The organism is Carboxydothermus hydrogenoformans Z-2901 (assembly GCF_000012865.1).
In the GTDB taxonomy this organism is placed as follows: Bacteria; Bacillota; Z-2901; order Carboxydothermales; family Carboxydothermaceae; genus Carboxydothermus; species Carboxydothermus hydrogenoformans.
Map to the genome: position 1 here is coordinate 1,051,199 of NC_007503.1, position 20,776 is coordinate 1,071,974.

Annotated in this window: 21 protein-coding genes, 1 tRNA gene and 2 pseudogenes; 20 read left to right on the forward strand and 4 right to left on the reverse strand. The window is 37.6% G+C overall.

Going from position 1 to position 20,776, the window contains the following annotated elements:
• The first annotated feature begins 112 nt into the window (after positions 1-112).
• From CHY_RS05490 to CHY_RS05515, 7 genes and pseudogenes are all read left to right on the forward strand, one after another.
• Positions 113-1,006, forward strand: a complete 894-nt coding sequence (locus CHY_RS05490; protein ID WP_011344100.1) for a hypothetical protein — start codon at positions 113-115, stop codon at positions 1,004-1,006.
• Positions 973-1,446 (forward strand): hypothetical protein, encoded by a 474-nt coding sequence (locus CHY_RS05495; protein ID WP_011344101.1) that lies wholly within the window; start codon positions 973-975, stop codon positions 1,444-1,446. Before CHY_RS05490 ends, CHY_RS05495 begins: the two co-directional genes overlap by 34 nt.
• Before the next feature lie 62 nt (positions 1,447-1,508).
• A pseudogene (locus CHY_RS05500) lies at positions 1,509-1,838 on the forward strand (ASKHA domain-containing protein); the annotation flags it as partial.
• A 199-nt stretch (positions 1,839-2,037) separates the two neighbouring features.
• Positions 2,038-2,154 carry a hypothetical protein gene (locus CHY_RS13555; protein ID WP_011344104.1) on the forward strand — a complete coding sequence of 39 codons (117 nt, stop codon included), beginning with the start codon at positions 2,038-2,040 and terminating at the stop codon, positions 2,152-2,154.
• A gap of 5 nt (positions 2,155-2,159) precedes the next feature.
• A complete protein-coding gene (locus CHY_RS05505) occupies positions 2,160-3,410 on the forward strand; it encodes a 2-hydroxyacyl-CoA dehydratase (protein WP_041537922.1) in 1,251 nt (416 codons plus the stop codon).
• A 23-nt stretch (positions 3,411-3,433) separates the two neighbouring features.
• The gene (locus tag CHY_RS05510; RefSeq protein ID WP_041537670.1) at positions 3,434-5,065 is read left to right on the forward strand and encodes an acyl-CoA dehydratase activase; all 1,632 of its coding nucleotides are present in this window, start codon (positions 3,434-3,436) and stop codon (positions 5,063-5,065) included.
• Positions 5,066-5,195: 130 nt separating this feature from the next.
• Positions 5,196-5,942, forward strand: coding sequence for an SDR family NAD(P)-dependent oxidoreductase (locus CHY_RS05515; protein ID WP_011344107.1), 747 nt, complete (start codon positions 5,196-5,198; stop codon positions 5,940-5,942).
• Positions 5,943-6,452: 510 nt separating this feature from the next.
• Here CHY_RS05515 and CHY_RS05525 read toward each other — a convergent pair.
• Both CHY_RS05525 and CHY_RS13560 read right to left on the reverse strand, forming a co-directional pair.
• Positions 6,453-6,749 (reverse strand): pyridoxamine 5'-phosphate oxidase family protein, encoded by a 297-nt coding sequence (locus tag CHY_RS05525; protein WP_420827301.1) that lies wholly within the window; start codon positions 6,747-6,749, stop codon positions 6,453-6,455.
• Positions 6,637-6,999, reverse strand: coding sequence for a cyclic nucleotide-binding domain-containing protein (locus tag CHY_RS13560; RefSeq protein WP_083757280.1), 363 nt, complete (start codon positions 6,997-6,999; stop codon positions 6,637-6,639). Before CHY_RS13560 ends, CHY_RS05525 begins: the two co-directional genes overlap by 113 nt.
• Before the next feature lie 221 nt (positions 7,000-7,220).
• On the opposite strand from CHY_RS13560, the gene CHY_RS05530 reads away from it, so the two are divergent.
• Together CHY_RS05530 and CHY_RS05535 are read left to right on the forward strand one after the other, a co-directional pair.
• A complete protein-coding gene (locus tag CHY_RS05530) occupies positions 7,221-7,796 on the forward strand; it encodes a DUF1638 domain-containing protein (RefSeq protein ID WP_011344109.1) in 576 nt (191 codons plus the stop codon).
• Between the two features lie 270 nt (positions 7,797-8,066).
• Positions 8,067-8,540: a hypothetical protein gene (locus tag CHY_RS05535; RefSeq protein ID WP_011344110.1), complete on the forward strand. Its 474-nt coding sequence runs from the start codon at positions 8,067-8,069 to the stop codon at positions 8,538-8,540.
• Here the strand turns inward: CHY_RS05535 and CHY_RS05540 are convergent.
• On the reverse strand, positions 8,506-8,808 hold the full coding sequence (locus CHY_RS05540; RefSeq protein WP_011344111.1) for a nucleotidyltransferase domain-containing protein: 303 nt from the start codon (positions 8,806-8,808) through the stop codon (positions 8,506-8,508). The two genes, CHY_RS05535 and CHY_RS05540, sit on opposite strands and share 35 nt — an antisense overlap.
• A gap of 575 nt (positions 8,809-9,383) precedes the next feature.
• On the opposite strand from CHY_RS05540, the gene CHY_RS05545 reads away from it, so the two are divergent.
• The 10 genes and pseudogenes from CHY_RS05545 to CHY_RS13150 all read left to right on the forward strand — a co-directional run bounded on the left by CHY_RS05545 (position 9,384) and on the right by CHY_RS13150 (position 19,055).
• A complete protein-coding gene (locus CHY_RS05545) occupies positions 9,384-10,073 on the forward strand; it encodes a DUF1538 domain-containing protein (RefSeq protein ID WP_011344113.1) in 690 nt (229 codons plus the stop codon).
• Positions 10,070-10,801 carry a DUF1538 domain-containing protein gene (locus CHY_RS05550; RefSeq protein WP_011344114.1) on the forward strand — a complete coding sequence of 244 codons (732 nt, stop codon included), beginning with the start codon at positions 10,070-10,072 and terminating at the stop codon, positions 10,799-10,801. The genes CHY_RS05545 and CHY_RS05550 overlap by 4 nt, the downstream gene beginning before the upstream one ends.
• Complete coding sequence (locus CHY_RS05555) at positions 10,794-11,495, forward strand: P-II family nitrogen regulator (protein WP_011344115.1); 702 nt, start codon at positions 10,794-10,796, stop codon at positions 11,493-11,495. The genes CHY_RS05550 and CHY_RS05555 overlap by 8 nt, the downstream gene beginning before the upstream one ends.
• Positions 11,496-12,081: 586 nt before the next feature.
• Positions 12,082-13,606: pseudogene (locus CHY_RS05565) on the forward strand (YifB family Mg chelatase-like AAA ATPase).
• 46 nt (positions 13,607-13,652) lie between these two features.
• Positions 13,653-14,150 carry a YajQ family cyclic di-GMP-binding protein gene (locus tag CHY_RS05570; protein WP_011344117.1) on the forward strand — a complete coding sequence of 166 codons (498 nt, stop codon included), beginning with the start codon at positions 13,653-13,655 and terminating at the stop codon, positions 14,148-14,150.
• A 97-nt stretch (positions 14,151-14,247) separates the two neighbouring features.
• Positions 14,248-14,370: a hypothetical protein gene (locus CHY_RS13465; protein ID WP_264357890.1), complete on the forward strand. Its 123-nt coding sequence runs from the start codon at positions 14,248-14,250 to the stop codon at positions 14,368-14,370.
• A gap of 92 nt (positions 14,371-14,462) precedes the next feature.
• Positions 14,463-16,358, forward strand: a complete 1,896-nt coding sequence (locus tag CHY_RS05575; RefSeq protein ID WP_011344120.1) for a PrkA family serine protein kinase — start codon at positions 14,463-14,465, stop codon at positions 16,356-16,358.
• Between the two features lie 10 nt (positions 16,359-16,368).
• Positions 16,369-17,505 carry a sporulation protein YhbH gene (yhbH, locus tag CHY_RS05580; RefSeq protein ID WP_011344121.1) on the forward strand — a complete coding sequence of 379 codons (1,137 nt, stop codon included), beginning with the start codon at positions 16,369-16,371 and terminating at the stop codon, positions 17,503-17,505.
• A 16-nt stretch (positions 17,506-17,521) separates the two neighbouring features.
• Complete coding sequence (locus CHY_RS05585) at positions 17,522-18,862, forward strand: SpoVR family protein (protein WP_011344122.1); 1,341 nt, start codon at positions 17,522-17,524, stop codon at positions 18,860-18,862.
• Between the two features lie 19 nt (positions 18,863-18,881).
• Positions 18,882-19,055 (forward strand): hypothetical protein, encoded by a 174-nt coding sequence (locus tag CHY_RS13150; RefSeq protein WP_162485065.1) that lies wholly within the window; start codon positions 18,882-18,884, stop codon positions 19,053-19,055.
• Between the two features lie 41 nt (positions 19,056-19,096).
• Here CHY_RS13150 and CHY_RS05590 read toward each other — a convergent pair.
• Positions 19,097-19,193, reverse strand: a tRNA-Sec gene (locus tag CHY_RS05590).
• A gap of 231 nt (positions 19,194-19,424) precedes the next feature.
• Here CHY_RS05590 and CHY_RS05595 point away from each other — a divergent pair.
• The gene (locus CHY_RS05595; protein ID WP_011344124.1) at positions 19,425-20,765 is read left to right on the forward strand and encodes an IS200/IS605 family accessory protein TnpB-related protein; all 1,341 of its coding nucleotides are present in this window, start codon (positions 19,425-19,427) and stop codon (positions 20,763-20,765) included.
• The last annotated feature ends 11 nt before the right edge of the window (positions 20,766-20,776 follow it).

Here is a 20,776-nt window from a genome sequence, read left to right on the forward strand (position 1 = left end):
TTTGTTTTATCTTGACGAAAGGTTTTTTTATGACTAACAATTTTCGCGGCAGGAAAAAAATGCCAGAAAATTGAATAATACTACCATCAAAATAAGATCTGAGGTGGTAGTATTGCGCCTTGCCAAAAACTTAAACTCATTAACCGATATTTTAAAAACGGTTCTGTGTTATTTTCCCTGTATGTCGGAAGAAGAGCTGGTTGGCTATGTCCGGGCAAAAATGTTAAAGGAATTTTCCTATAAAGAAATTCTGGAGAAAACCCGTAACTGTCTAAAGCAAAATCCCTGTTTTTACCAGAATGAAGAAGGCTTCTGGGCGGTGCGCAAAGAGGGGATTCGGGAGAACGATTCTTTTTTTAAGCAGGTATTAATAAGCAAAAAGCCCCAGAAATATACGTTAAAAGATAAAAAAAATAAGAAAGTTCAGCAATTAAGCCGGGACAGTCGGTTTGTGCAGTTAGATGATGGCTCATGGGCTTTGACTTACTGGGTAATAAATGAAAGTGACTTTTTGTTGCGGGAAAAAATTGCCCGAGAGCTTATGATTGAAGAGTTAACATTAGAGGAATTAGCCAAAAGAGTAAATACCTCGCCGGAAAAAGTCTTAAAAATTTTAAAAAAATACCCTTTTTTTGAGCAAAACGGTTATGGTTATTATAAATTGGACCTGAGACTAAAAAAAGTATATGCTCAGGCTTCGCTGAAATATATGGATGCCCTTAAAAAGTTAAAAAAGTTTTATGCAGATAAAAAAGGTAAAGTTAGTGCCGAAGTTTTAGCACAAGCCCGGGAAGCTTTAGAGCAAGCTGCGGCGGTCCAGTTATTGCAGAGAAAAAATCAAGAAGAAATCAATGAGCTTTCGGAAAAAATTGCGGAAAAAGATTTTCTTTTGGCTTTACGGCGGGAAGAATTAATCCGGATGAGCCGGGAAAATGAAAAGCTAAGGCGAAAGGCAGACAGTATCTTATACCAGTGCCGCTCTGGCATGCCCGCTATCAGCGGATAATCCGGGATAAAGAAGAACTATTGGTGATTAAAGAAAAACTGGAAAATTCCGTGGTAAATATGTTTCAAAAGTTAAACGCTTACCGGGAAAAAGATAAGGAAAACCGGAAAAAACTTTTTGAACTTAAAAACACCTTTGAGGAAAAAGTGGCTAAGCTTGAAAAGGAAGTAATTGAAGTGCAAGAGCAGTTAAAAAAAGCGGAGGAAAACTGGCAGAAAAAAGAGAAGAAATTAAGGCAGGAATTAGAGCGGTACTCCCTTGATTTAGGATTCCTTTTAAATGAAAAGGAATCCCTGGAAAAGCGAGAAAAAGAGCTTTTAGAAGAAATCGAAAAGCAAAAGGAAATCATTAAACACCAGGAAAATCTTTTAAAACTGCCGGTAATAAGTATTTTATGTAAGATAGTAACCTGGTGGCGGACGGTAAATTTAAATATTTGAATGCTCCCGTGATGGGAGCTTTTTTTCTGAAATCATACTAATTCACACCAAACAGGATTTCCGACATCGAACGTTTTTATGTCGCCGGAGGCTTTGGCCAGTATCTTAACCTTGAATCGGCTATTACCATTGGTTTGTATCCAGACTTACCCCGGGATAGGATGATACGCCTGGGTAACTCTTCCGGAGAAGGGGCCCGACTGGTACTTTTATCCAAGCAGAAACGGGTCGAGGCTGAGGCCATTGCGCGTAACATTACCTACTTCGAGCTTAATGCCAGCCAGGCCTTTATGAATAAATTCGTCGGCAGCATGTTTTTGCCTCATACTAATCTCGACTATTTCCCTACAGTGAAGGAAAAGTTAATCCAGCGAGGACTGGTAGAAGGATAGGGTAAAAAAAAGACCTTGCTTTACCCAAACGGTTCTATTTCTTAGCGCAAGCATTCCTGCTTTTTCAAGCAGGTTTTTTCTTTTTAGAGGAATTTTGGGAAAGATGCCGAATAAGGAAACAGAAAGGACCAAAGGAGAAGAAAAAGGCTTTCCAAGTCCATACCGTTACCTTAAATGGTATTAATGGGAAATAGGGAAGGTGGATATAAACCGCGGGCTGCCGGGGATGCAGGTAGTAGGCATCCCCAATACGGCGGTCAAGGAAGCCCGGGAACGGATAAATTGGCGAAAAAAACTTGGAGATAAGAGGCAGTGATGAAAATGGATGTAGTTAGGTTTTACAGCAATATTATTAAAAGAAATATGGATAAACCTGAAAAAATAAATAAACTTATAAATTTTGGACTTACTACTGCTTATTACTATGTAAGCATTTTTAAAGATAAAAGGGGACCCAATTCTTTACATTATCTAACTAAATACTGTATAAAAAGTATAAAAGATTCATTAGAAAATCCTCAAAATTCTGCCTGGGTAAACATTTTTTCACCCTGTGAGTTTTTAATTGCTCTGGATATAAAGCCCTTATTTATTGAAGCATATTCTTCTTTTATGTCAGGTTTTTTTATTGAAGATTATCTTATTGATACTGCCGAATCCAGGGGGATAGCAAATACTTTATGCAGTTATCATAAAACTTTTATCGGTGCCAATGAGCTTAAAATTCTTAAAAAGCCTGAATTTATGCTAACTACTTCCAGCATTTGTGATGCAAACGTACCTACCTTCAGGTATCTTTCTAAAAAACAAAACGTTCCCTTATATATTATCGATGTGCCTTATAAGTACTCTAAAGAAGCCGTAGCCTATGTAAAAAACCAGCTTATAGAAATGGTGGAAAATCTTGAAGAAGTTTTTAAGAGAAAGCTTGATCTTGATAAATTAAGGGAAGTTGTAAAAATTGAAAATAAGACAAGAACCCTCATAAATAAGTATTTAAATTATTTAAAAGAAAAAACCCTTTTGGTTCCCATGACTTTTGAAATGTATATGCTTTTTGCATCACATATATTTATTGGGAGCAAAGAGATGTTAAAGTTTTATGAAATGCTGCTTGACGATATAAAAAATGCTCCCCCAAGAAGTGGAAAAAGTATATTTTTTGTCCACCTTCTCCCTATATTTGAGAAAAATTTTCAAGATTATTTTAATTTTAGTAATAAATTTCATATTGCTGGAAGTGATTTAAATTTTGATTATCTTGACGAAATTGACGAAAAGGACCCTTTTCGCGGAATTGCTGAAAAACTTATTTTAAATACTTTCAATGGTGAAATGGAGAGAAAAGTTACCAGAATTAGAGAATTAATTGAAAAGATAAAACCAGACGGAATAATACAGTTTTGCCACCTTGGCTGCAAGCAGTCCATAGGTGGAACATTTATCATTAAAGATCTTGCAACAAAAATGGGTATCCCATTTCTTTATTTAGATGGCGACTGTGTAGATAAAAGAAATAACCAGGTGGGGCAGAACAGGACAAGGCTGGAAGCTTTTCTTGAAATGCTTTAGTAATGCCCGTAGGGGGTGAAAACTTGGTAGGTTACGTTTGTAAATATACTCCGGTGGAAATTATCGAAGCCTTTGGAGAAAAACCGGTAAGGATTGAATCAGGATGTAAGTCTTATGAACGTGCCGAAGCCCTGCTTCATACAAATACGTGCAGTTTCGTGAAAGGAGTCTTGGAAAATATTATTGAAAATAATATTGAAGAAGTGATTTTAACCAGCTGTTGTGACAGTATAAAAAGACTTTATGATGTTTTAAAAGAAAGATTAAAATTTATTTATATTCTGGACCTCCCCAGAAAAAAAGATACTTTTGCGGTAGATGTTTTTTATAAGGAAATTATTAAATTTATAGATGCGTATAAAGCATTTAAAAATAAAGGCTTTGCTATAGAAAATTTCTTGAAAATTTTAGAAGATAAATCATCCTTCAGAAAGATGCAAGAACCATCTGAAAGTATTGCGATTTTAGGTGCAAGACTCAAAGATGATGTTGTAGAAAAAATTAAAAATTCCTGCTCAGTAAATATTATAAATTTTACATGTACAGGTGAAGACAGAATATTCAATATTGAATCAGAAGATAATTTATTAAAAGGCTATGCGGCGTCGCTTCTTAATTTAACGCCCTGCATGAGAATGGCGGAAGATCGGAGTAAGTTCTTCAATAAAGACTTCAAGGGTATAATTTACAACACTATAAAGTTCTGTGATTATTATTCTTATGAGTATGCTGAAATGAAAAGTCAGTTTAATATTCCTTTTTTAAAAATTGAAACTGACTATACTGATTCTAACAGTGGACAGATTTTAACAAGGATAGCTGCTTTTTTTGAAGCAACTGACATCAAAAAAATGGAACAAAAAAAAGCCAAAAAAGGATATTTTGCAGGAATTGACAGTGGTTCTACTTCTACAAATGTCGTGATTATTGATGAAAATAAAAATATAATATCATATTCTATTATACCAACGGGGCCTAAGGCGTTAGAGAGTGCCTTTAAAGCTTTTGAAATAGCATTAAACAATGCAGGAATTAAAGAAAAGGATATAACATCAATAGTAGCTACAGGATATGGAAGAGTAAGCATCCCCTTTGCAGATAAAATGGTCACCGAAATTACCTGTCACGGTAAAGGGGCATTTTTTATAGACAACAGGGTGAGGACCGTTATCGATATAGGGGGACAGGATAGCAAAGTAATAAGGCTTGATGAGAGCGGCAATGTTATTGATTTTGTAATGAATGATAAATGCTCCGCCGGGACAGGCCGGTTTTTAGAAGTGATGTCAAGGACTTTAGGTATTTCAATAAATGAAATGGCCAAAGTACATGCGGAAGTAAAAGAAAATATCACAATTACCAGTATGTGTACAGTATTTGCGGAATCGGAAGTAATATCTCTTATTGCTCAAAATAAAGACCAAAGGGATATAATCCATGCTCTTAACAAATCTGTTGCTTCAAAAGCAGTTTCCCTGGTTGACCGAATAGGAAGAAAGGGCAAATATATGATGACTGGTGGCGTTGCTAAAAATCAGGGAGTAGTTTCGGCAATCGAAAGCAAACTTGGGGAAAAACTTGTAATCCCCGCTGAACCTCAGATTATTGGTGCGCTTGGAGCAGCACTAATTGCCTTTGAAGGTACAAACGGATAACCTAAATAATTTTTGTATACACACATTTTATCCGTAAAGAAGGGCATAGAGAAAATGTAAGATTCCAGCGACCTTTTAATCTTTTCGACGCCTTCACTGAGACTTTAAAGACCTGGGAGGAGAGAGCAAGATGGGTTTCAAGGACAAAGTAGTGGTGGTTACAGGTTCCGGCCGGGGTATAGGACGAAGCATTGCCAAGATGTATGCCGAACATGGGGCGAAAGTGGTCATTGCCGACCGTAATTTTCAGGAAGCGCTGGAAACAGAGAGGCTTATCAGCGAGGAAGGCGGTGAGGCCATGGCGGTCCTGGCCGATGTCAGTAAGCCCGAGGACGTTATTAACCTGATGGAAAAGATTGAAAAAAGCTACGGCAGATTGGATATTCTCATAAACAATGCGGGATTCGGGTGCTGGAAGTCACCCTATGACCTAACTGTAGAAGAATGGGACAGCGTCATAAATACTAACTTGCGTGGTACCTTTCTGTGTTCCCGGGAAGCGGCGAAGATTATGAAAAAAGGCGGTGGAGGCGCCATAGTAAACATAGCCTCCACCAGAGCCATCATGTCCGAGCCCAATTCCGAAAGCTATGCAGCTTCAAAAGGCGGTATCCTTGCTCTCACTCACGCGCTGGCGATTTCTCTTGGCCCTGACCGCATAAGGGTTAACGCCATAAGTCCAGGATGGATTGAGACCGGGGAATATGAAAAACTCCGGGAAATTGACCACCTTCAGCACCCTGCCGGGCGGGTAGGAAAACCTGAAGATATAGCCCGGGCCTGTCTTTTTCTTACAGCCGAGGAGAATAGTTTCATTACCGGTGCAAATCTGGTGATCGATGGCGGTATGACCCGGAAGATGATTTATGAACCATAGAAAATATTTGCTTTTGCTATTGGGTTTAATGTGACCATAAAGGAAATGATTCAGGTAATAGCCGCAACACAGTTACCTCCCATCTACGGCAAACCATGCTAGGTGTTCAGGTAAGTAGCTTATGTCAAATGTTCCTTTTCCCATTACAATTTTGCACAGGATACGGACAAGCGGAAACACATAAACCACAACGTTTCCCTGAATTTACAACAAAAACTTCAAATTCTATCATATACTGATTCCTGGTTTGAGGAAGGTTATTAATTGGCCCGTTATTAAGGTGGTAAGCAAAGGTTATTACACTTCGAGCATTGGGTAAAAAATCCTTTGGACGGTGCCCTTCTGGTGCGTTTTCATAACGTATTGCCGGTGCAATACCAATTGCCGATAATTGCAATGTCTGACTAAATTTAAGTAACTCCTCAGTCAACAAAAGTATCACTTCCCCTTTTTAACCTTTAAATAACAGCACCGGCATAAATGCCGGTGCCTCCTTTTATAGCACGTATTTTACAGTAATTCCTCCGCTTTTTCAGCTTTAAATAAAACCTGTTGCTCCTCTATAGTGGCAGTTCCGATAAGTCTGTAACCTTTGGGTCCACCCTCACGAGTAGCAATTACTACTTGCATTTTCCCATTATCCTGAATATTCTGTTGCGTTGTTTTCATTTTATAGATGCCGAAAACAAGAGTATCATCTTCCCGGATTTCCTTTACTTGTCCTACCACAATCAGGTGCGGTTCTCCCTGGCGGGATACAGTAACGATAGGTATTATAGAGGCTTTGGGGATTATGAAACAATGCAGTCTCGCCAAGTACTTCTCCAGGTCCAATAACATCAAAGATTATTTTCCGCCCTTCATCTGTAACCTGTACAAGTTTAAACTTACCTGCTTTAATTAAATATACAGTATTAACAGGGTCTCCTTGACAAAATAAAAAACTTTCCTTACTTACTCGCTTTTTTGAGGTGCTTAAACAAACATTAACGAACTCCGGTAAGTCTAATCCTTGAAAAATTGGTAATTCTTTTAGACAGAGTAAACAACGTTTCATTTCTTTCACCTTTCTTCAATTTATAAAACAACATTTTGCTCTCGTCAATGATTGAGTTCTTACAGTAACAGTAGCTGATCTTAACGGTAGTTCGATTCGATTGAGTTTACTTAAATTGTAACTAAAAAAAGCAAATCCTAATGTAAAATTTTTTACACGTTTGCGCAAAAGTGCAAGCTTATAATATTACCATATAGAAAAGTATGGGAGGATTGGTAAAGATGTCAAAATGTTTTATTTGTTGCGGTATTTTACAAAAGGAGCTTGAACAAATCTTTAAAGAGATTGGGAACAGGAACAATGTACCTGAACGTATATATCTTGAGCCTGCATTACATGTGGATTTTGATAAGCTAAAAACTGAATTAGAAAGTACTCTTGCAAATCAGCAAAAAAAGAGTGAAAAATTATTTCTGGTTTACGGATTACAATGTCATCCGGAGATGAAAGTGTTAGCTCAGAATTATAAAGCAACAGTAATACCGGCACAAAATTGCATAGATATGTTGTTGGGAGATAAAATAAATTTTTTAAATCAAGAAGCTAAAACTTTTTTTCTTACCCCGGGATGGCTTGAAAATTGGAAAAGTATTTTTATAAATGGACTTGGCTGGGATAGTATTACCGCCCGTCAAAATTTTGGTTTTTATGAGCGAATCCTGCTCTTGGATACTGGAATAAAAACTTTCAAAGAAGAGGAAATTTTAGAATTTTTTGATTACACACAAATACCGATAGAAACTCATGAGATAAGTTTACATAATCTGCGTCAATTAGTTTTGGACACCCTGAAATAATATTAACTCTGGAAAACTTTCATACACGTCCAAAGCATAGCCGTTTAGCAGTAATTACACCTACAGGGAGCTGAGGGGTTTTTAATTTTGAAAAGGCGGATATTTTACATCCCAATATGGGCAATCATATTTATTTCAAACTAAAGTACATCACATAATTATTCATTTATTACAAATGAAATGTGGATAAGTTCTAAGTTCTTGAGCGAAAGTAACTTTTACCCATCCGTAAAAAATAAACATCAGTTTTTAAAAAGGAGTGATTATTAAATGAATGCGTCATTATTGAAAATTAGTTTGTTACTTATTGCTATAGCTTTAGCTATAAGTGTTGTTGCATTGGCTGCACCATCAAATGTCTCTCACCCATTTCCCCAGGATAAATATAATGAAAATCCGCTTCCTGCATTGCATGCTAATAATAATCTTTCTGAAGGTCATTTTATAACCAAGGAACATGCTATTGCAAAGGTGTCTGTTGGCAAAGAAGGTGAATTAAAGTCGGTGGAACTTGTGACTTGGAAGCAGCACTTAGCAAATGATGAGCCAAAAGAACAATTGGTAAATACTCAGATAGATCCTGACAGAATGGTATTGGTAGTAAAAAATTATTTTCCAAAAGGGTTAGATACAAAGGCTGGGTTTTATGAAAAGGCTACTTTAATTTCTGTATTTGATGCCCAAACCGGACAGTTATTGGAGTCAACTGTTATGGGAGATTGGAAAGGGCAAAGGCTGCCTTAAAACATGCGATAATAAGGAAGTAGTTACAAATGTAGACAGGCAAAGTGATTATGGCGAAAATCTGGCTGATGTCAGATTCTATCTCGAGCTCTTCAAAAAGTGACGGGCTATTTCTGAATAGCATTGCAAAATCAATATCACTGGTAATACGTTCAAGCTCGGTGCCATAAGATCCAAATATATATAGTGCTAAAATGTTTTTATTTTGTTCACAGTATTTTTTTAATTCTTCAATTTGCCCTTTAATATCATTCAAATTCCTTTTCATCTAAATCACCTGTAATTAAAGTGAAAGAGTAAACCACCAGATTTCCTTTTTATTATACCAGAATATTAGGGGTGTTAAACAAAAATTTTCAAAAATATTCCAAAATTAGAATCAGGAACATCATTGATTTATGATAAACTTTGACATGTTTGAACGTCTTTAAGCAAGTTTTTTTAGAGGAATTTTTTGAAATATGCCGAATAAGAAACAAAAATGGCTAAAGGAGAAAGGGGAAATAAAAAGCATCCTAAAGTACATACCGTTAAAAGCAATGTTTCCAAAGCTGTGGAGAGATGGGGAAGAGACACGACTACTGAAGGGATAATGTAGCATATAACTAAAAAGGAAACGGATACTGTTACTGCCCGGAGACGGGGACACAATGAAAAATAGCAAATGGATGATTCGAAATCGAACGAGGAACCTTAAAAATGTTATGTCCAGCAGGTTGATTGCTTAAGTTAAATACGCATAGAATTGTTAATTCGGCAGGAATACGGTTTTTAATCGTAGAATTGAGTTAGAAAACAGTGTTAAGTAAAAATTACAGACGGGTGTGATAGAAAGGAGAAGGCATGCAAAAGATTAAAAACATTTTCTTTGAAGTAATTTATGCCGTTTTACCTGTAACCGTCGTCATTATTATTCTTCAAGCGATACTCCGATTATCAATTGATATTATAATACAATTTTTGATTGGTGTTATGATGGTTACTATTGGTTTAATTCTTTTTTCACTTGGTGTACAAATAGGTTTACTACCATTGGGAGAAACGATAGGTGCAGCACTACCCAAAACAGGTAAAGCGTGGGTTGTAATTCTTTTTGGATTTTTGCTAGGTTTTGTGGTGACAGTGGCTGAACCTGATGTTCGAGTTTTAGCTACTCAAATAGATATCGTTTCGAAAGGAGTTATTTCCAAAAACCTTTTAATCAGTGCTGTAGCTCTGGGTGTGGCGATTTTTGTGGGTTTAGCTATATTGCGGATTATACTGGGTAGTCCCATGAAACATCTTTTAATTGTAGCTTATGGTCTTGTTTTTATACTGGCGGCTTTTACACCGGCTGAATTTTTAGCAATTTCTTTAGATGCTGGTGGTGTAACCACAGGCCCGGTAACAGTACCGTTTATTATTGCTTTAGGGATAGGGGTTGCTTCGGTTTTAGGAGGTAAAAGCGCATCATCCGATGGCTTTGGACTTATAGCCTTAGCTTCTGTTGGACCTATTTTAGCAGTATTGTTGCTTGGGGTGATTTATCGATGAAAGAAATTCAGATATTCTCTGGATTTAGCCATGTTATATTAGAAGTGTTTATAGCTTTTTTACCCCTTGTGATTATGTTTTTAATATTTCAATTTTGGCTGTTAAAATTTCCAAAATATAAAGTCTTAAATATTTTTAAGGGTTTGGTTTTAACGTTTATTGGTTTAGTCATTTTTTTACAGGGAGTTTATGTTAGCTTTTTTCCCGTTGGCAAAACAATAGGAGTAGCTTTAGGTAGTTTAGAACACAATTGGGTATTGATACCAATAGGTTTTATTTTGGGTTTTGTAGCTACATTTGCCGAGCCTGCCGTACGGGTGCTAACTTATGAAGTAGAAAAGGCCTCGGGAGGATATATCCCAAAACAAATAATGCTCTATACTTTATCTTTGGGAGTGGCTATCTCAATTTCTTTAGCGATGGGGCGAATTATCTATGGAATCCCTCTATGGTACTTTATCATTCCAGGCTATTTAACCGCTTTTATAATTATGCATTACTCTACACCCGAATTTATCGCAATTGCTTTTGATTCTGGAGGAGTGGCCACCGGACCTATGACCGTAACTTTTATCTCGGCTGTAGCGTTAGGTGTTGCTTCGGTTATAGAAGGACGAAATCCGTTGATAGAAGGATTTGGGATGATTTCCTTGGTAGCTCTTTCACCAATTTTAACAGTTTTGCTTTTAGGACTGCTCTTTACTAGAAAGGAGAGCAAGGATGAGTAAAATTTTAAGTAAGTGTAAACTTATAATAGCCATTGTTAATTATGGTGTAGCAAGAAAAGTAGTTAAGGCTTCTAAGGAATCTGGGGCCGAAGGTGCAACTACTATAATGGGAAAGGGTATAGGAATTCGTGAAAGGGCGACTTTTTTTGGCATTCCTGTCGAGGCAGAAAAAGAAATAATTTTTACTTTAATACGCGAAGAGGAATTAGATACCATTTTTCAAACTATTATTTCAAGTGCCCAACTGAATAAACCGGGGCAAGGAATAGCTCTTATCATTGATGTGCAGGAAGTAGCGGGTATTTGCCATATGTGCATATCTACTGAAACTAAGAAAAAGAGTTTTGGGAGGATTGAAATGGAAAATAACGGAGAGATTTTATATGATTTAATCATAACTATAGTTAATAAAGGTGATGCGGAAAAAGTAGTTGAATCTTCAAAAAGGGCCGGCGCGGAAGGTGGAACGATAATATCCGGCCGGGGAACGGGAATTCATGAGCACGCTAAGTTATTTGGTATTACCATAGAGCCGGAAAAAGAAATTGTTCTAACTTTAATTGAACGCCAAAAAACTAAGAGGGTATTGGAAGCAATAGTAAATGAGACCGATCTAAACAAACCTGGGAAGGGAATAGCCTTTGTCTTGGCAGTCGAAAAGGTTGCTGGAATTAATCATCTTTTTAAGAGCTAAAGAATAGAGTAAACCGTTTTATTGTTAAAAATTAACCTCAAATAAGAAAAGATTAATAACAGGCAACTTTGTTGGTATTAGAGTTCTGTAAATCTTGGCTTCAGTTAATTCATTTTTTTGAGGTGATATACAATGAAGTTCCTAAGTTTTTTAGCTTACGCCAGTATCATTGTGGGGATTATTGGTATAATTTTGGGAATTCGCATAAACTTTCGCTGGTACTGGCTATCAATTCTTGCTTTTTACAACGTCAGCTATTTAACAGGATTTTCGTTATGGTGGCTATTTTTAAGCATTGTATGGATTTTACTTTCATTAACATTTGGTCATTCCTTGGGTTTAATTACCAGCTCAAGAAAAAGCGTCCTAGCATCCTTTTTGGGTTTAGCTATGTGGTTTGTATCAATTCTAATGATTGACGATTACTGGCTATTCTTGCCTATGAGGAAAATTTATCATTTTTTTAGATTACAATAGTTCTTTAAATCAGCTTTTTTCCTGCTTTTTCAAGCAGGTTTTTTTCTTTTTAAAGGAATTCTGGAAAATATGCCGAATAAGAAACAAAAAAAGTAGAAGGAGAAGATAAATGCTTTCCAAAGTTCATACCGTTGCCTTAAACGGCATTAATGGAGAAATAGTAGAGGCGGAGGTCGATATAAACCGCGGGCTTCCGGGGATGGAGGTAGTGGGACTTCCCGATACGGCGGTAAAAGAAGCCCGGGAGCGGGTAAAGTCGGCGATAAAAAACTCCGGGTTTGATTTTCCCATCGCCAGGATAACGATAAACCTTGCCCCTGCCGACTTAAAAAAAGAAGGCTCTCACTTTTAGCTCTCGGGATTTTAGCGGCGAGCGAACAGTTAAACGCAATTTATCACACTACATCTTTTTAGGGGAGCTATCCTTGGAAGGTCAGGTCAGGGAGGTAGATGGAGTCTTACCTTCGGTATTAGCGGTGCGGGGTAGGGTACCGAAAGCAGTAGTGCCATATAATAACCGTACTGAAGGGGCGTTAGTATCCGGGGTTGAGGTTTACGGGGTAAAGAGCCTCAGGGAGTTAGTAGCTTTTTTAGCGGGAGAAGAAGAGCTTAAACCGGAAAAGCCTCTTGATATTACCGAAATAGTCCGGGAAAAACCCGATGAAGAGCTGGACTTTGCCGATGTGGCAGGACAGGTGGTGGCCAAAAGAGCTTTAGAAATTGCGGCGGCGGGGAATCATAATTGCCTGATGATCGGTCCGCCGGGAACAGGGAAAACTATGCTTGCTAAACGCTTAGTTTCAATTTTACCGGATTTAACGTATGAAGAAATGCTTGAAGTGACCAAAATTTACAGTGTGGCTGGACTTTTAAAAAATAAGCCGTTTATTACCCAGAGACCTTTTCGCAGTCCTCACCATACCGCGTCCAAAATAAGCTTAACCGGCGGCGGAAAAAAGCCACGACCAGGGGAAATTACTTTAGCTCATCTGGGAGTATTATTTTTAGATGAACTGCCGGAGTTTGGGAAAGATGTCTTGGAAGCGATGCGCCAGCCCCTGGAAGAAGGAGAAGTGACCATAGCCCGGGTGGAATCGGTGGTTACTTATCCGGCAAGATTTATGTTAATTGCAGCAATGAATCCCTGTCCGTGCGGATTTTTCGGGGATGAGGAGCGGCTATGTACCTGTACACCCCATCAGGTACATAAATATCAGGCCAAAATTTCCGGCCCGCTTTTAGATAGAATTGATTTACAGGTTGAAGTCATGCGGGTTCGGTATCAGGAGATGGAAAATATTAAAAATAATGAAACTTCCGCCGAGATTCGAAAGAGGGTTTTGCGCGCCCGGGAAATTCAGGCGCAAAGATATCGTGAACTGAAGTTAAATATTTCAACCAACTCCGAACTTTCGCCAAGGCAGATAAGACGGTATCTTAAGCTAACGCCTCAAGCTCGGGAATTTATTAAAGAAGTTTTCGAGCAAAAGGTTCTTTCAAATCGGGCTTATGATCGCTTATTAAAAGTTGCCCGCACCATTGCTGATTTGGGGGAAAAGGAAGTAGTTGATGTTAATGAAATTGCTGAAGCCTTGCAGTTTAGACTTTTGGAGCAGAAATACTGGGAGGTTTAAGCAAATATTGTTATAATTGATAAAAAGAAGCTTAAGGAGGACAAAAATGGCCAGCGATTATAGTTTTGATATTGTTTCGGAAGTTAATCTTCCGGAAGTTAAAAATGCGGTAAATCAGGCCCTAAAAGAAATTTCCCAGCGTTATGATTTTAAAGGTAGCAATGTGGAAATTGAGTTAAATGAAAAGGAAAAAGAAATTAGAATCACTGCCGATGACGAGTATCGCCTGAAAAGAGCGGTTGATGTTCTTGAAGCAAAACTTGTCAAAAGACAGGTTTCTTTAAAATTTTTAGATTACGGTAAGATTGAACCGGCTTTGGGTGGAACCGTTAAGCAGACAATTAAGTTAAAGTCGGGTATACCAAGGGAAAAAGCCAAAGAGATAATTGATACGATTAAACAAACAAAACTAAAAGTTCAGACACAGATTTTAGACGATAAACTTCGGGTTTCCGGGAAAAAGAAGGATGACCTGCAGGCAGTAATAAAGCTTTTAAAAGAAAAAGAGTTTGGGCTTGTATTGCAGTTTACGAACTACCGTTAATCCAGGCCGCCCAAATTGGCGGTTTTTTTGTTTTTAGCATAAATGGATTATGTATACATATATATTTACCAAAGAAAACATTTACGGGGGTTTAAAAGTGGTTTATTTAATCACTTTTTGCGAAGGGGAGGAAGTGCGGTATCTTTTTACCCAAGTTTTTAAAACAATATCCTGGGACCTTTTAGATAAAAATTTAATTGTGGTTAAATTACAAAACTAATGCCGGCTTTTGCCGGTATTTTTGTTAAAGGAAGCTTTCTTATTTAAAAATCATTTTGCATATAATGTAATAACACGAAGGGAGGTAAGCCCATGGAGTTTTTAGAAAAACTTGAGGCTTACAAAAAAAGAGAAAGGGAACTTGCCTGGGAAGGCAGTTTTAAAGAATATTTAGATATAGTTAAAAAGCGGCCGTATGTTGCTCAGCTTGCTCATAGCCGTATATATAACATGATTAAATCATATGGTATAGAGGAGACCGAGGAAGGCAAAAAATACCGCTTTTTTGCCTCGGAACTTTTTGGTTTAGATAAAACCTTGGCAAAATTGGTGGAAGAATACTTTCACCCCGCAGCCCGAAGGCTTGATGTCAGGAAAAGGATATTGCTCCTGATGGGTCCGGTGAGCGGAGGTAAATCAACTTTAGTAACATTATTAAAACGGGGTTTAGAAAAGTACAGTCGGACCGAGGAGGGGGCCCTATATGCTATCAAAGGTTGCCCAATGCATGAAGAACCTCTCCATTTAATACCTAAAGAATTGAGGGAAGATTTTGAAAAAGAGTTTGGTGTATATATAGAAGGTGAACTCTGCCCCAGGTGTCAGGTCATGCTTGAGGAAGAATACCAGGGAAATATTGAGGAAGTTAGAGTGGAGCGAATCTTTTTCTCGGAAGAAAAACGTATCGGGATTGGAACTTTTTCTCCTTCGGATCCCAAATCTCAGGATATCGCGGAATTAACCGGGAGTGTTGATTTTAGCGCCCTGCCCAAATACGGAGCCGAATCCGATCCCCGGGCCTATCGTTTTGATGGTGAGTTAAATATCGCTAACCGGGGAATAATGGAATTTCAAGAGATGTTAAAGTGTGACGAAAAATTTTTATGGAACTTACTGAGTTTGTCCCAGGAAGGGAATTTTAAAGCCGGGCGATTTGCCTTAATATATGCCGATGAACTAATCGTTGCCCATACCAACGAAGCGGAATATAAAGCGTTTATCAGCAACAAAAAAAATGAAGCCTTGCTTTCCCGGATGATTGTAATAAAAATTCCGTATAACTTAAAAGTTTCCGAGGAAGTAAAAATTTATGAAAAATTAATTAAACAAAGCGATTTAACCAATATTCATATTGCTCCCCATGCCCTGCGGGTAGCTGCTATGTTTTCGGTTTTATCAAGATTAAAAGAAAGTAAAAAGCAGGGGATGGATTTAATAAAGAAAATGAAGCTTTACGACGGTGAACATGTGGAAGGATTTATGCCCAAAGATGTGGCCGAGTTACAAAACGAGGTAGAAGAAGAAGGCATGTCCGGAGTTGACCCCCGGTATGTAATAAATAGGCTGTCTTCAGCTTTAATTAAAACCGATACTGCCTGTATAAATCCTTTGGATGTTTTGCGAGCGTTAAAAGATGGTTTAGATCAGCACCCGTCCATAACCAAAGAGGAAAAAGAAAGGTATTTAAATTTAGTGTCCTTAGTTAGAAAGGAATATGATGAAATTGCCAAGAAAGAGGTGCAAAAAGCTTTTGTTTACTCCTTTGAGGAGTCGGCCAGAAACTTATTTAACAATTATTTGGATAATGTTGAAGCCTATTGTAACGGTACAAAACTAAAAGATCCCATTACCGACGAAGAATTAGACCCGGATGAAAAGTTGATGCGTTCTATAGAAGAGCAAATAGGTATTTCGGAAACGGCCAAGAAGAGTTTTCGGGAGGAAATTTTAATTCGGCTATCGATTTATGCCCGTAAAGGGAAGGTTTTTGATTATAACGCGCATGAGCGTTTAAAAGAAGCGATTGAAAAAAAACTTTTTGCTGATTTAAAAGATGTGGTAAAGATAACAACTTCCACCAAAACGCCGGATGTCCAGCAGCTGAAAAAGTTAAATGAAGTAGGCGAAAGGCTTATTAACCACCATGGTTATTGTCCGGTTTGTGCCAATGAACTTTTAAAATATGTGGGGAGTTTGTTAAACAGGTAGGTGGGGTAAAGTGGGCAATTGTATAATTTCCAGAGAAGATTGGAGTCTTCACCGCAAAGGAGAATTAGATAAAGAACGGCATCAGGAAAAAGTACGGGAAGCAATTAAAAGAAACCTGCCGGAAATTTTAAGTGACGAAGCCATAATCATGAGCGATGGCAAAAAAATAATCAAGGTTCCGATTCGCAGCATTGAACATTATCACTTTCGCTACGATTTTAATAAACAAAAACATACCGGGCAGGGAAGTGGGGGTACAAAAGTTGGAGATGTTTTGGGTAAAGAAAGTGGGAGTGCCAAGGGTGATAAAGGCAAAGGAGCAGGAGGTTTACCCGGTTATGATTACTATGAAGCGGAAGTTTCGCTTGATGAATTAACGGAAATTCTTTTGGAAGATTTAGAACTCCCCCATTTAAAAAACAAAAGTAAAGATAAAATAACCCATGAAAATTACGACTTTCGCGATGTTAGAAAAAAAGGCTTAATGGGTAATATTGACCGGAAAAAAACAGTATATGAAGCTTTAAAAAGAAATCTTTTAAAAAATAGTGAAAATCTGTATCAAATCACCCAAGACGATTTAAGGTTTAAGACCTGGGACGAAGTAGAAAAACCCGAGTCCAAAGCAGTGGTTATTGCCATGATGGATAGTTCCGGTTCCATGGGACCTTTTGAGAAATACATTGCCCGAACTTTTTTCTTCTGGTTGGTGAAAGTTTTAAAATTAAAATATCAAAATGTTGAAATAATTTATTTATCCCATCATACCGAAGCCAAAGAAGTTACGGAAAAGGAGTTTTATACCAAGGGTGAAAGCGGAGGTACCAAATGCTCCTCGGTATACCAATTAGCTTTAGACATAATTAAACAGCGTTATAATCCGCAGCAATACAATTTGTATGCGTTTCACTTTTCGGATGGGGATAATTTATCTTCAGATAATGAGCGGTGTTTACAGCTTGTGCTTGAACTCTTAAAGGTATGTAATTTAGTCGGTTACGGAGAAATTGAAGGCCCATATTATTATACCGCCACTTTGAAAAATGAGTTTAAAAAAATAACCAGTCCCAACTTTGTTCTGACTTCAATAAAAGATAAAGCGGGGATTTATACCGCGTTAAAAGCTTTTTTAAAAAAAGATGGTTAATTTTGGGGGAATTGTTATGGAAGAGTTAACGTATTTGGAAGAGGCGGTGGAAAAAATTGGGGAAATAGCTGCAAATTTAGGACTTGACTTTTTTCCGATGCGCTTTGAAATTTGTCCGGCGGAAGTTATCTATACCTTTGGAGCATACGGTATGCCCACTCGCTTTTCCCACTGGACTTTTGGTAAAGCGTATCATAAAATGAAAACCCAGTATGACTACAATCTAAGTAGAATATATGAATTAGTTATCAATACCAATCCCTGCTATGCTTTTTTGCTGGAAGGTAATTCTTTGGTCCAAAATAAACTGGTAATTGCCCATGTTTACGGTCATTCCGACTTTTTTAAAAATAACTGGCACTTTAAAAATACTAATCGAAAAATGCTGGAAACCATGTCAGTACATGCCCGGAGAATTGATGAGTTTTCTTTTCGTTATGGAAAGGAAAAAGTAGAAAAATTTTTAGACGCAGTCCTTTCCATAGAAGAACATATCGATCCTTTTGAGGGAATAATAAAAGAACAGAGTAAAAAGAAAAAAGCAAAAGAAACTAAGAACCCGTATGCGGATCTTTGGTTTGAAACGGATGTTTTAAAAGATGAGGAAGAAAAAGAAAAAAAGCCTGTAAAAGACATTTTGGGTTTTATTGGAAATAATAGCAGGTATTTAGAAGATTGGCAGCGAGAAATTATTTTTATGGTCCGTGAAGAAATGAAATACTTTTGGCCCCAGTTAAAAACAAAGATTATGAATGAAGGGTGGGCTGCTTACTGGCATATTAGAATTATGAGGGAATTGGACTTGGATGAAAATGAAAGTATTGAATATGCCAAATTAAACGCTCAAATATTACAACCAACGCGGTTTGGTATTAACCCTTATCTTTTAGGACTTAAAGTATTTGAAGATATTGAAAAAAGGTTTGGTAAAGAAATGATATTTGAGGTTCGGGAAATTGATTGCGATGTTACTTTTTTAAGAAATTATTTAAACGAAAAGTTGGTGGAGGAACTTGATTTGTATAATTTTCAAAAGGTGGGGAGCGAATGGCGGGTTACGGAAAAATCCTGGGAAAAAGTACGAGATAACTTAGTATTAAGTTTAAATAATTGCGGGTTTCCTTATATTGAAATTTTAGATGATGATTATGGAAAAAACGGTGAACTTTATTTAAGACATCGTTATGAAGGTATTGAATTGGACATTTATTACTTAGAAAGAACCCTACCGTACGTTTATGAACTCTGGGGTAAGCCGGTTCACTTGGAAACGGTAGTGGATAGAAAACATGTATTATTTACCTTCAATGGGGAAAAACATTTAAGAAAAATTATTGAAGGCTCGGGCAAATACTAAAAAAGAGGAGGTTATAACGATGAAGCTTAAAAAACCAGACCTTTACGGAGAATTACTTGAGAACAAAACGGAACATTTTTGGCGAAAAGTAAATCAAACTAAGGAAGGAATTTCAGCGGAAAGAGAAAAACTTCCAATGGGTTTAAAAACTACAACACCAAAATTTTTTGATGCCAATAAAGAAGATAATTAATATCTATAAAAAAACCGGTCCAAGGGACCGGTGATTTTTTCTGGCGGGAGTGAATAGGAATCGAACCTACCATGGACGGTTTTACCGCCCAACAACGGGTTTGAAGCCCGCGGGGCCCACCAGGACCCAGTCACTCCCGCTTTTATTGCTGCAAAGTTTATTATATAATAAAATTACTCATTAGTCAAAATCGTAGAAGGATTTTGGACTTTAGAGGAAGAATACTTCTTTATATTTTATCAAGTACTTTTGTAGGTTTAAAAATGGAGGGTAACAACAATTAAGCCAGACAATGCAGAATAGTGCAATAATACTTACTTTGTAAGGGATAAAGTTTAATTGTACAAAATCGTAAGTGTGGTGAAAACTTTGAAGCAAGTCATAACAATACAAGCAAGGTTATTTCCAAAGGCAGAGGAGAACGTGGTATTAGATAACATAATGCGAAAGTGGAACTCCTGCAAAAGATATGCTTATAACCGCCTACTTGAAGGAAAAACCCGAAAAGAACTCAAGAAAGAACTGCAAAGCCTCTTTGGATTGAATTCCAGATATGTAGACGATGCTATACTTGAAGCCAGCGAAGTTTTGCAAAGTATCCGAGAACTTGGAGAAAACCCACGCAAGGTTATCTTTGGAGGGAAAGTATTGTTTTATAGACTAAAAAGCAAACATTTAAGCAGTGAGCAGAGGCAAAAGTACAAAAAAGAGTGGGAAGATAAACGCAAAGGAACCCTTTTCTCCAGAGGGGATAAAACCAAGCAGGGGAATTTAAATTTAAGAGTTATTGAAGAAAATGGCCAATTCTTTTTAAGAGTAAATGCAGGTAATAGAAAATGGCTGTTTATAGAACTTAAAAGTTCGCATAAAAAATGGAGAAAGTTTGCAGAAGCAATGCTAAATTCCTGTCCTTACAGCGTTCGTTTGCAGAGGAAAAACAATAAATACTATGCTTACATTTCTTTTGAAGACGACTTGCCAAATACAGCAATAGATTTCAGCAATGGAGCTATCGGGATAGACTTAAATGCTTTTCCATCACACATCGCCTGGGCTGAAATAAAAAAAGACGGCAATTTAGAAAGCTTTGGGGAAATTCCTACACCACATCTCTGGGATGGAAGAAAAGAAAAAAGAGATTACTTTGCATGGGTATACGCCAACGAAATTGTAAAATTAGCCCTTGAGAAAAACAAAGGCATCGTAGTAGAAAAGTTAGCGATAAAAGACAAAGGCTACCGGGGAGATTACAAGGGAAGAAAATCCAGAAGGGTAAAGCACGGTTTTAGCTATAGAAAGCTTATTGCCAGAGTAAAGATACTTGCCCAGAGGTACGGTGTAGCCATAAGAGAAGTAAGCCCGGCTTATACAAGCTTGATAGGGATGCTAAAGTACGCACCGCAGTTTAATTTAACAAAAGATACAGCAGCAGCTTATGTGATAGCCCGAAGAGGATTGGCTTTAAGGGAGAAAATTCCCTTGAAGTATAGAGAGCTATTGAAAAGCCTGCAAAGCAAGTCACGGTCGGTATCTTCAGCTACCGATGGAAGGAATGGAGGTACTGCGGTAAAGGGGAAAACCTTACCGTACAAACCGTGGCGAGTTTTGCGGGTAGCCCTCCTGACGGGAGCTCTCCTGGACAGGCCATTATATCGTGACCTGTCACCGCTTAAGAGAATACTCATAAGCGGTATGGGGGAAGGTGGCTGAAAGTCACGGTA

Coding starts and splice junctions, on each gene's coding strand:
- CHY_RS05535 (WP_011344110.1), top strand. CDS start 8,067: ATGAATGCGTCATTATTGAAAATTAGTTTGTTACTTATTGCTATAGCT.
- CHY_RS05530 (WP_011344109.1), top strand. CDS start 7,221: ATGTCAAAATGTTTTATTTGTTGCGGTATTTTACAAAAGGAGCTTGAA.
- CHY_RS05585 (WP_011344122.1), top strand. CDS start 17,522: ATGGAAGAGTTAACGTATTTGGAAGAGGCGGTGGAAAAAATTGGGGAA.
- CHY_RS05505 (WP_041537922.1), top strand. CDS start 2,160: ATGGATGTAGTTAGGTTTTACAGCAATATTATTAAAAGAAATATGGAT.
- CHY_RS05545 (WP_011344113.1), top strand. CDS start 9,384: ATGCAAAAGATTAAAAACATTTTCTTTGAAGTAATTTATGCCGTTTTA.
- CHY_RS05540 (WP_011344111.1), bottom strand. CDS start 8,808: ATGAAAAGGAATTTGAATGATATTAAAGGGCAAATTGAAGAATTAAAA.
- CHY_RS13560 (WP_083757280.1), bottom strand. CDS start 6,999: ATGAAACGTTGTTTACTCTGTCTAAAAGAATTACCAATTTTTCAAGGA.
- CHY_RS05570 (WP_011344117.1), top strand. CDS start 13,653: ATGGCCAGCGATTATAGTTTTGATATTGTTTCGGAAGTTAATCTTCCG.
- CHY_RS05550 (WP_011344114.1), top strand. CDS start 10,070: ATGAAAGAAATTCAGATATTCTCTGGATTTAGCCATGTTATATTAGAA.
- CHY_RS05555 (WP_011344115.1), top strand. CDS start 10,794: ATGAGTAAAATTTTAAGTAAGTGTAAACTTATAATAGCCATTGTTAAT.
- CHY_RS13150 (WP_162485065.1), top strand. CDS start 18,882: ATGAAGCTTAAAAAACCAGACCTTTACGGAGAATTACTTGAGAACAAA.
- CHY_RS05515 (WP_011344107.1), top strand. CDS start 5,196: ATGGGTTTCAAGGACAAAGTAGTGGTGGTTACAGGTTCCGGCCGGGGT.
- CHY_RS05575 (WP_011344120.1), top strand. CDS start 14,463: ATGGAGTTTTTAGAAAAACTTGAGGCTTACAAAAAAAGAGAAAGGGAA.